Here is a 10,770-nt window from a genome sequence, read left to right on the forward strand (position 1 = left end):
CGGCGGCTGCTCGGTCATGCCGACAGTCTCGCACCGTGCGCGGCGGGGGCCGGGCGTCGCGCCGGGCGTGCGCCGCCGCGCGGACTAGGCTGGAGGTCAGGCGTCCGCCCGCGGGTGGTCGCGGGGGCAGTCCGGCACGAACAGCACGACGGGGGTTCCATTGAGCAAGGCAGAGCAGATCCTGGTGGCGCTGGGCGGCGGCGGCAACGTCGTCGACCTGGAGCCCTGCATCACGCGCCTGCGGGTCGAGGTCACCGACCCCCAGCGTGTCGACGAGGACGCCCTCAAGGCGACCGGCGCGTTCGGCGTCGTGCGCTCCGGGCGCATCGTGCAGGTCATCGTCGGCCCCGAGGCCGACAACCTGGCCGCGGAGCTCGACGGCCTGCGCTGACGCAGGCCGCCGGCGCCGACGACGACGGCCCCGGCCGCACCGGCCCCCTCGGGGGTCGTGCGGCCGGGGCCGTCGCGCGTCGCGGCGTCAGTCGGTCGCGGTGTCGTCCGTGGCCGAGACGCGCTCGCGGTGCGCCTCCAGGGCCTCGCGCTGCCCGGCCAGCGGGATGTCCGCGGCCTCCAGCGCCTCGCGGACCGCGGTGCGCAGCGCGCGGGCGACCGCCCACTGCCGCGCCGGCGCGGTGCGCTGCACGAGCTTGACGGTGACCGCGTCGAAGGACAGGTCCTCGGCGGTGGTCACGGTGGCCGAGCCCTCCATCGACGGGCCGAGCGCCGGGTCCTCGGCCAGCCGGGTCGCCGCGCCGACCAGCACGTCGGTCACGCGGTCGAGGTCGGCGAAGTAGTCGACCTTCACCTCGACCACGGCGTTCGCCCAGCCCTGGGTCTTGTTGCCGACGCGCAGCATCGACCCGTTGGGGACGTACCAGAGCGTGCCGTCGGCGTCGCGGATCTTGGTCACGCGCAGGCCGACCGACTCGACGGTGCCCTGCGCCGGGCCGACGTCCACCACGTCGCCGACGCCGTACTGGTCCTCCAGCAGCATGAACATGCCGGACAGGAAGTCCTTCACGAGGCTCTGCGCGCCGAAGCCGAGCGCCACGCCGACGATCCCCGCCGACGCGATGAACGGGGCGATGTTCACGCCCACCTGGTCGAGCACCGACAGCACCACGATGGTGCCGATCACGATGCCGGCGGTCGAGCGCAGCACCGAGCCGATGGTGCGGGCCCGCTGGGTGCGCCGGGCGTTCGCGATCGGGTTGACCTTGCGCAGTGCGGCGGCCACCTCGGTCCCGCCGAGCGGCTTGGCGATGCCGCGCTGGAGCAGGGAGCTGCCGTCGGCGATGTGCTCGGTGACGGCCTTGATGAGGCGGCGGACGACCAGCAGGGCGACCACGCCGACCAGCACGATGATCGCGATGCGCAGGCCGGGGCCGAGCAGCCAGTCGACGAGCGCGTTCGCGTTGTCGGCGATCTCGGCGCCCGGGTCGGTCGCGGCCGGCACGCGGGAGGGGAGGGACGAGAGGATCACCGGTCCACGCTAACGGGCCGCCCGCGGCGGTCGCGCGCCCCGCACGCGGCCCGCACGGGACCCTCACACGGGTCCGGTGCGGACGCGCGGCGCCGCCTCAGCGGGTCCCGAGCCCCGTGCGGTCCGCCACGAACTGCAGCTGCTCGACCGTGAGGGCCACCGTGCGGGACAGCGCGCGACCGCCGTGGCCGACGCCCTTCTCCTGGCGCACCAGCACGGGCGCCTCCTCGACCGGCGCCGACGTGGCGGCCTGCAGCGCGGCCCCGAGCTTGCGGGCGTGCAGCGGGTCGACCCGGGTGTCGCCGTCGAAGATCGTGAACAGCGTCGCCGGGTACGCGGTGCCGTCGACGACCCGGTGGTACGGCGAGTACGACAGCAGCCAGTCGAGCTCGCGGGGGGTGTCCGCGTCGCCGTACTCGTCGCTCCACGTCGTGCCGAGGCCGAACCGCTGGTAGCGGACCATGTCCAGCAGCGGCGCCGAGCAGACGACCGCCGCGAACGTCTCCGGGTGCTGGGTCAGCGCCGCGCCCACCAGCAGGCCGCCGTTCGACCCGCCCCAGCACGCCAGCCGGTCGGTGGTCGTCCAGCCGTCGTCCACGAGCAGCCGTGCGACCGCGTGGAAGTCGTCGAACACGTGCTGCTTGTGCCCGCGGCGCCCGGCGCGGTGCCACTCCTCGCCCTCCTCGCCGCCGCCGCGCAGGTTGGCGACGACGTACACGCCGCCGGCCTCGACCCACGCGAGCGTGGTGGCCGAGTAGGCCGGGTCGAGCGAGATCTGGAAGCCGCCGTAGCCGTAGAGGATCGTCGGCGCCGGGGCCAGCGGCCGGCCGTCGGCGTCCAGCGCGTCGGCCCGCGCCACCACGAACGCGCGCACCTCGGTGCCGTCGGCGCTGGTCGCGACCACGCGCTGCACCCGGACGTCCGGCAGGTCGGCGACGGCCCCGGGCGGGGCGGCCCACAGGGTCGTGGTGCCGGACTCCGCGTCGAACCGGTGCACCTCGGTGACCGTCGTGTGGTCGGTGTAGGCGAACCACACGTCCGGGCCGCCGTCCGGGCGGGTGACGAGGCCGCCGGTGGACCCGAGGCCGGGCAGGGGGACCGTGCCCGCGGCGCCGGGGAGCCGCTCCCCGGTGGCCGGGTCGTGCACCGTGATCTCGCTGACCGCGTGCCGCCGCCAGGCCGCGACCAGCCGTCGCGGGGTGGTGTCGTCGCCGCCGCCGTCGGTGAACGCGACGTCCTCGAGGACGGCCTCGGGGTCCTCGGCCAGGAGGGTCCGCCAGTGCGGGACGCCCGGCTCCTCGGGGTCGGCGACGACGAGCCGGCCGCGGTCCGCCTCCAGCGTGGTGTGCACGTAGAGCCGGCCGTCGCGGCCGACCCAGGCGCCGACCTCGGCGTCGTACCCGACCGCGACCTCGCGGAACGCCGGCACCGCGCCTGACGCGGTCGCGTGCAGGTCGGCGATCCACACGTCGGTGCGCGGCGCGGTGCCGGCGGACGCGGAGACGATCAGCCAGCGGCCGTCGCGGGACACCGAGACGCCGTAGTAGTTCGTCAGGTCCAGGCCGTCGCCGAACACCTCGAGGTCCTGGGCCGCGTCGGTGCCCACCACGTGGCGCCACACCCGGCGGTGGTACTGCTTCTCGCCCTCGGGCAGCAGCTCCGGCGCGAGGCGGCGGACGTAGAAGAACGAGCCGCCGCCCGGCTCCCAGGCGACCGGGGAGTACCGCGCGCGGTCGACGGGCCCGTCCACGAGCGCGCCGGTCGCGACGTCGAGCACGTGCAGCACGCTCTCCTCGGTGCCGCCGTGCGACACCTGGTAGGCGAGGAGGTCGCCCTCCTTGCTCGGCTGCCACGCGTCGAGCGTCGTCGTGCCCGCCGGGTCGAGGGCGACGGGGTCGACCAGCACCCGCTCGCGCTCGCCCCCCGGGGCGTCCGGGTCCGGCTCGGCCACCACGACGACGGCGTGCTCCTGGTCGCCGGTGCGGCGGGAGAAGAACCGGCGGTCGCCGCGCCACGCGGGCGCGCCCACGAACCCCGCGCCCAGCAGCGCCCGCAGCCGGTCGGTCAGCGGGCCGGTCGCCAGCGGGCCGTCGGCGAGGTCGCCGGACGTCACCCGCGCGCGGTAGGCGGCGTACAGGTCGTCCTGCGCGGTCGACCAGGCCTCGGTCTCGGCGTCGTCGGCGTCCTCCAGCCAGCGGTACGGGTCGGCGACGGCGCGGCCGTGCAGGTCCTCGACCAGGTCGAGGCGGCGGGCGGCGGGGTAGCCGGGGCGCGCGGCGGACGTGGTGGCGGCGTCGGCCGCGTCGGCGGCGGCGTGCTCGGCGGTCATGCGCGCCACCCTACGGGCACCCGGGGGCAGCCGACGGCGGCCCCCGCGCGGGCCCCGGAGCGGCCGCACCGCCACCGACCAGCGACGTCGCCCGGCGTGAGTGGTGTCCCTCTGGCAGGATCGGCGTGTGGCAGAGCACACAGCCCCCGAGTCCCTGCTGGACCTGGCGCGGGCGCACGGCGTCGCCACGGAGTTCCAGGAGTTCAACGGCGGGATGCGCGACGTCGCCCCCGCCACCCTGGTCGCCGTGCTCGGCGCGCTGGGCGTCGACGCCTCGACGCCCGAGCGGGTCGAGGTCGCGCTGCGGCACGCCGAGGACGTCCCATGGCGCCGGGTGCTGCCGCCGGTCGTCGTGACCCGGCGGTCCGAGGAGACGCAGGTCCCGGTGCACGTCACCCACGGCGACCCGGTGCGCGCGTGGGTCGAGATCGACGGCGCGGAGGGCCGCGGTCGGCGCGCCGCCGGGGCCGTCACGGAGCGGGTCGAGCTCGAGCAGGCGGACGTCCTGGTCGAGCCGCGCACGGTGGACGGCCGCGAGGTCGGGCGCGCGACGTTCGTCGTCCCGGCGGGCCTGCCGCTGGGCTGGCACCTGCTGCGCACCTCGGGCCCCTCCGGCGAGGCGGCGAGCCCGCTGGCCGTCACCCCCGACCGCCTCGAGCTGCCCGCCGCGCTGGACGACGAGCGCGCGTGGGGCCTCATGGTGCAGCTGTACTCCGTGCGCTCGCGGGCGTCCTGGGGCGCGGGCGACCTGCGCGACCTGGCCGACCTCGCCTGGCTGTCCGGGCACGAGGCGGGCGCGCAGTTCCTGCTGATCAACCCGCTGCACGCCGCCGAGCCCGTGCCGCCGCTGACGCCGTCGCCCTACCTGCCGACCACCCGCCGGTTCGTGAACCCGCTGTACCTCCGGGTCGAGGACGTGCCGGAGACGGCGTACCTGTCGTCCGCCGACCGCGCGCTCGTCGAGTGGTCCGCCGAGCAGGCGCTCGCGCTCGACACCGACGAGGGGCCGATCGACCGCGACGTCGTGTGGGCCGCCAAGAAGGCCGCCCTGGAGGTGGTGTACGCGGCGCCCCGGTCCGCGGCGCGGCAGTCCGCGTTCGACGACTTCCGCCGGCGCGAGGGCCGCGGGCTCGAGGACTTCGCGCTGTGGTGCGCGCTGGTCGAGCAGCACGGCGCCCCGCCGTGGCCCGCCGACCTGCGCGACCCGGCCGCCCCCGGCGCGCTGCGCGCCCGCACGGAGCTCGCCGACCGGGTCCGGTTCTACTGCTGGCTGCAGTGGCTGTGCGACGAGCAGCTCGCCACCGCGCAGCGCACCGCGCACGAGGCCGGCATGTCGATCGGCGTCATGCACGACCTCGCCGTCGGGGTGCACCCGGGCGGCTCCGACGCGTGGGCGCTCGGCTCGGTGCTGGCGCGCGGCGCCTCCGTCGGCGCGCCGCCGGACATGTACAACCAGCAGGGCCAGGACTGGTCGCAGCCGCCGTGGCACCCCGCCGAGCTGGAGCGGGTCGCCTACCGGCCGTACCGGGACATGCTCCGCACCGTGCTGCGGCACGCGGGCGCCGTGCGGATCGACCACATCATCGGCCTGTTCCGCCTCTGGTGGATCCCGCAGGGCAACAGCCCCGCCGAGGCCACCTACGTCCGGTACGACCACGACGCGATGATCGGCATCCTCGCGCTGGAGGCGCACCGCGCCGGCGCGGTCGTCATCGGCGAGGACCTCGGCAACGTCGAGCCCTGGGTCCGCGACTACCTCTCGGACCGCGGCGTCCTCGGCACGTCGATCCTGTGGTTCGAGAAGGACGCCGACGGCCGGCCGCTGCCGCCCGAGGACTACCGCCGGCTCGCGCTGTCCTCCGTGACGACGCACGACCTGCCGCCGACCGCCGGCTACCTCGCCGAGGAGCACGTCGCGCTGCGCGAGCGGCTCGGGCTGCTGACCGAGCCCGTCGAGCAGGTGCGCCGCGCCGCACGCGTCGAGCGCGAGGCCATGCTGGCGGTCCTGCGCGAGCGCGGGCTCCTGGGCGACGACCCGAGCGAGCGCGAGGTGGTCGAGGCGCTGCACCGGTACGTGCTGCGCACGCCGAGCGTGCTCGTCGGCGTCTCGCTGGCCGACGCCGTGGGGGAGCGCCGCGCGCAGAACCAGCCCGGCACCGACCAGGAGTACCCGAACTGGCGCGTGCCGCTCGCCGACGGCGCCGGGCGGCTGGTGCTGCTCGACGACCTGTTCACGAACGCGCGGCTGCGGTCGCTCGCGGCGGTGCTCGGGGAGGGCTGACCTCCCGCGGCCGCGGCGCCGGGCTGCTCGCTAGGGTGGCCGGATGACCACCTGGCCCCCGCGGCGCGTGCGCGTCGTCGGCAACTCCGGCGCGGGCAAGACGACGTTCGCCCGCGCGCTCGCCGGGCGGCTCGGCGTCCCGCACCGCGAGCTCGACGAGGTGTTCTGGGGCCCGGACTGGGTCAAGAAGGACCCGGAGGTGGCCCGGGGCATCCTCCGGGAGTTCCTCGACGACGCCGCCGGCGGCTGGGTGGTCGACGGCAACTGGAACGACGCCCGGCAGGGGCTCGGCGACGACGTGGACGCCGTCGTGTGGCTCGACTACCCGCGCCCGGTCGTCATGGCACGGGTCGTGCGGCGGACGCTGGCCCGGGCGGTGCTCCGCCGGCCGATCTACCACGGCAACACCGAGTCGCTGCGCTCGCTCGTGCGCACCGACCCGGAGGAGAACATCGTGCTCTGGTCGTGGACCGAGCACGCCGGCTACCGCGAGCGGTACCGGCGCCTGGCGGCGGACGGGACGGTCCCGGTGGTGCGCCTGCGCACCCCGCGCGCGGCCCGCCGCTGGCTGACGGCGCTCCCGCCCGCCGCCCCGGCCGCCCCGGCGGTCGATGAGGCTCCCGCCCGGCCAGAGCACTCGCCGAGATAGGACCGCCCGGCCGAGATAGGTCCGTGGACGGCCCTATCTCGAACCGCAGGTCCTGTCTCGACCGATGCGCGACCGCTCATCGACTCACGCGGAGCGTCGACGGCCAGCGGCGGACGCTGGGCGACCGCCCGGGCCGCCGTGCGCGTCAAGTTCGGTGGCTGCAGCCGAGTTCGGTGCCTGGGAGCACCGAACCGGGCCAGAACCACCGAACGCGTCGGACGCACCGCACCCGGCGGACCTACCAGAGCCGCGAACGGTCGCCGAGATAGGACCGCCCGGCCGAGATAGGTCCGTGGACGGCCCTATCTCGAACCGCAGGCCCTATCTCGGCTACCGGCGCGCGACCGGCGCGGGTGACCGAGGGCGAGCAGCGGCCGGGGCCGGGCAGCGGCGCGCCCGGCGTCCTTCCCGCGGGGGGAGGGGCGACGGGCGCGTCGGGACGGGTCGGAGTGGGGCTCAGACCTCGTGGTAGTGCCGGTCGGCGGCCTGGGCCGCCAGCAGCCGGCGCACGCCGTCGCGGGCCTCGACCACCAGCCGGCGCAGCGCCGGGGCCGCGTCCGGGTGCGCGGCGAGCCACGCGTCGGTGGCGCCGGCGACGTCGACCGCGCCCTCGCCGGCGTCGTCCGCCAGCTCGGTCGGGTAGAGGCCCGTGACGATGTTCTGCGCCATCTCGTTCGTCTTCTCGGCCCAGACCCGCTCCAGGGCGTCGAAGTACGGCGCGACGTACGGGCGGAGCAGCGCGCGGTCGTGCACCCGGCCGAACCCGCCGATGGTCGCGGCCTGCAGGGCGTTCGGCAGCGCGTCCGACTCCACGACCGCGGCCCAGGCGGCGGCCTTCGCCTCGGCGGTCGGCAGCGCGGCGCGGGCGGCCGCGGCGGCGCGCTGGCCGGTCGCGGTCGGGTCCGCGGCGAGCTGGGCGTCGATCTCGGCCTCGCCGGCGCGGTCGCCCGTGACCAGCGAGGTCAGCAGCTCCCAGCGCAGGTCGGTGTCGATCGACAGGCCGTCCAGGCGGGTGCCGCCGTCCAGCAGCGCCGCGACGGCGTCGAGCTGCTCGGTGGTGGACGCGCGGGCGGCGAACGCCTTCACGAGCTGGAGCTGGGTGTCGCTGCCGCCCTCGGCGTCGGTCGCGAGCGTCCACAGCGCGTCGGCGGCGGCGACCTCGGTGGCGGACCGGTGCTCGGCCGCCACGTACAGGTCGAGCGCCGTGTGCAGCTGGCGGAGCAGCACCAGCACGACGGAGGAGTCCGTCTCGTGCGCGATGTTGCCGAGCAGCAGGTCGACGTAGTCGCGCGCGGGGGTCTCGCCGTCGCGGGTCGCGTCCCAGACGGCCGCCCACACGAGCGTGCGGGGGAGCGACTCGGTGAAGTGGCCCAGGTGCGCGATCGCGGTGGCGAGCGAGCGCTCGTCCAGCCGGACCTTCGCGTAGGCGAGGTCGTCGTCGTTGAGCAGCAGCAGGTCGGGCCGCTTCGCGCCGACCAGCTCGGGCACCTCGGTGCGCTCGCCGTCGACGTCGAGCTCGACGCGCACGACGCGCTCCAGGCGGGTCTCGCCGACCTCGTCCGCCACGACGTCGTAGCCGCCGACCACCAGGCGGTGCGGGCGCTGCACGGGGTGCGTGGCGGGCACCTCCTGGCGCACGGCGAGCGCGGTGATCCGCTCGACGCCGTCGTCGCCGACCTCGGAGGCGATCTCCGGGCGCAGCAGCGTCACGCCGGACTGCTCCAGCCAGAGCGCCGACCAGGCGGACAGGTCGCGGCCGGAGGTGGCCTCGAGCTCGGTCAGCAGGTCGCGCAGCTCGGTGTTGCCCCACGCGTGCTTGGCGAAGTACTGCCGGACGCCCGCGAAGAACTGCTCCTGGCCGACCCAGGCCACGAGCTGCTTGAGCACGCTCGCGCCCTTGGCGTAGGTGATGCCGTCGAAGTTGACCTCGACGTCCTCCAGGTCGCGGATGTCCGCGGCGATCGGGTGCGTCGAGGGCAGCTGGTCCTGGCGGTAGGCCCAGCCCTTCTCCAGCGAGGAGAACGTGGTCCACGCCGTGGTCCAGCGGGTCGCCTCGGCGGTCGCCAGGGTGGAGGCGTACTCGGCGAACGACTCGTTCAGCCACAGGTCGTCCCACCAGCGCATGGTGACCAGGTCGCCGAACCACATGTGCGCGAGCTCGTGCAGGATCGTCACCGCGCGGCGCTCGACCGTGGCCTCCGGCACCTTGGACCGGAACACGTAGGACTCGAGGAACGTGACCGCGCCGGCGTTCTCCATCGCGCCCGCGTTGAACTCCGGCACGAACAGCTGGTCGTACTTGGCGAACGGGTACGGGAAGTCGAACTGCTCCTCGTAGAACGCGAAGCCGGCCCGCGTGATGTCGAGGATGTTGTCGGTGTCGAGGTGCTGCGCGAGCGAGCCGCGGCAGTACACGCCGAGCGGGATCGTGCGGCCGTCGCGCGACGTGAGCTCGCCGTGCTCGTGGTGGTACGGGCCGGCCACGACCGCGGTGATGTAGGACGCGATGCGCGGCGTCGGCTCGAAGGTCCAGGTGGCGGTGCCCTCGTCGCGGCCGCCGTTGCGGTTCGTGCCGCCCTCGACCGCGACCGGCTCGCCGACGGCGGGGGAGTTCGACACGACCACCCAGTGCGCGGGCGCGGTCACGGTGAACGCGAAGGTCGCCTTGAGGTCGGGCTGCTCGAACACGGCGAACACGCGCCGGGAGTCGGCCACCTCGAACTGCGAGTACAGGTACACCTCGTCGTCGACCGGGTCGACGAACCGGTGCAGGCCCTCGCCGGTGTTCATGTAGGCCGCGTCGGCGACGACGAGGACCTCGTTCTGATCGGCGAGGCCGTCCAGGCGGATGCGCGAGTCGGCGACGACGTCGGCGGGGTCGAGCTCGGTCCCGTTCAGCACGACGCGGTGCACGGCCGGGGCGATGAGGTCGAGGAACGTGCCGGCGCCGGCCTCCCGGGCGGTGAACCGGATGGTCGTCGTCGAGGTGAACGTCACCGGCCCCGTCGTCAGGTCGAGCGCCACGTCGTAGGACTGGACGTCGACCAGGGCGGCGCGGGTGCGGGCCTCGTCGCGGGTCAGGTTCTCTGCGGGCACGCGGGGTCTCCTCGTGGAACGTCGGTCGCAGGTCTGCGGGTGGTCAGGCTGCCTGACCGTCGCCGCATCATTCCACCAACCGACGGGTGCGTGCGCCCGCCGCGGCCCCGCCGCGGCCCCCGCCCGGGCGCCGCCGGGCTCGGCCCCCGCGTGACACGGCCCCGGGGTCAGGAGGCATGATGGCGGACGGCGCGGTCGACCGGACGGCGCCCGCGTCCGCGCGCACGCACCCCGACGTCGACAGCCCGAGGAGCCCTCCCAGTGACCGTGACGACCGCGCCCGACCGCGACACCGCCGACTTCTGGTTCGACCCCGCGTGCCCCTGGGCGTGGATGACGTCGCGCTGGATGACCGAGGTGCAGCGGGTGCGCGACGTGGACGTGCGCTGGCACGTGATGAGCCTGTCCGTGCTCAACGAGGGCCGGGACCTGCCCGACGAGTACCGCGCGCTCATGGACGACTCCTGGGCCGCCGTCCGCGTGCTGACCGCCGCCAAGGAGCTGTACGGCGCCGAGCACCTCAAGCCGCTGTACGACGCGCTCGGCACCCGCCGGCACCCGGGCGGCCGGAAGGACACCTGGGCGATCATCCGCGAGTCCCTCGACGAGGTCGGGCTCCCGCAGTCCCTCGTGGCGTACGGCGACACCGACGAGTTCGACGAGCAGCTGCGTGCCTCGCACGCCGAGGCGATCGCCCTGGTCGGCGACGAGGTCGGCACCCCGGTCGTCGCGGTCAACGGCACGGCGTTCTTCGGCCCGGTGATGACGCCGGCCCCGAAGGGCGAGGAGGCCGGCCGGCTGTGGGACGGCTTCGTGCTGATCACCGGCGTCCCCGGCTTCTACGAGCTCAAGCGCACCCGCACCAAGGGCCCCGTCTTCGACTGAGCGCCGGTCGCGCGCCCGCCCCCCGGGACGCGCGACCGGCGCTCAGT

At 75.5% G+C, this 10,770-nt stretch carries 6 protein-coding genes and 1 pseudogene; 4 read left to right on the plus strand and 3 right to left on the minus strand.

Annotated features, from left to right (window positions below; translation table 11 throughout):
* Positions 1-133: 133 nt before the first annotated feature.
* Positions 134-391, plus strand: a pseudogene (locus tag G6556_RS13265) (PTS glucose/sucrose transporter subunit IIB); the annotation flags it as partial.
* A gap of 87 nt (positions 392-478) precedes the next feature.
* Here the strand turns inward: G6556_RS13265 and G6556_RS13270 are convergent.
* Entirely contained in the window at positions 479-1,483 is a 1,005-nt protein-coding gene (locus tag G6556_RS13270; protein ID WP_166942140.1) for a mechanosensitive ion channel family protein, read from the minus strand.
* Positions 1,484-1,580: 97 nt separating this feature from the next.
* On the minus strand, positions 1,581-3,812 hold the full coding sequence (locus G6556_RS13275; protein ID WP_166942143.1) for a prolyl oligopeptidase family serine peptidase: 2,232 nt from the start codon (positions 3,810-3,812) through the stop codon (positions 1,581-1,583).
* A 127-nt stretch (positions 3,813-3,939) separates the two neighbouring features.
* Between G6556_RS13275 and malQ the strand changes: the two genes are divergently transcribed.
* Together malQ and G6556_RS13285 are read left to right on the plus strand one after the other, a co-directional pair.
* Positions 3,940-6,093: a 4-alpha-glucanotransferase gene (gene malQ, locus G6556_RS13280; protein ID WP_346774887.1), complete on the plus strand. Its 2,154-nt coding sequence runs from the start codon at positions 3,940-3,942 to the stop codon at positions 6,091-6,093.
* A gap of 43 nt (positions 6,094-6,136) precedes the next feature.
* Positions 6,137-6,742: a toxin gene (locus tag G6556_RS13285; protein WP_205693451.1), complete on the plus strand. Its 606-nt coding sequence runs from the start codon at positions 6,137-6,139 to the stop codon at positions 6,740-6,742.
* A 456-nt stretch (positions 6,743-7,198) separates the two neighbouring features.
* Here G6556_RS13285 and pepN read toward each other — a convergent pair whose 3' ends face one another.
* Complete coding sequence (gene pepN, locus G6556_RS13290) at positions 7,199-9,838, minus strand: aminopeptidase N (RefSeq protein ID WP_166942146.1); 2,640 nt, start codon at positions 9,836-9,838, stop codon at positions 7,199-7,201.
* A gap of 261 nt (positions 9,839-10,099) precedes the next feature.
* Between pepN and G6556_RS13295 the strand changes: the two genes are divergently transcribed.
* Positions 10,100-10,723, plus strand: a complete 624-nt coding sequence (locus G6556_RS13295) for a DsbA family protein (RefSeq protein WP_346774888.1) — start codon at positions 10,100-10,102, stop codon at positions 10,721-10,723.
* Positions 10,724-10,770 lie beyond the last annotated feature (47 nt).

Source organism: Cellulomonas sp. IC4_254 (assembly GCF_011603975.1).
Lineage (GTDB): Bacteria > Actinomycetota > Actinomycetes > Actinomycetales > Cellulomonadaceae > Cellulomonas.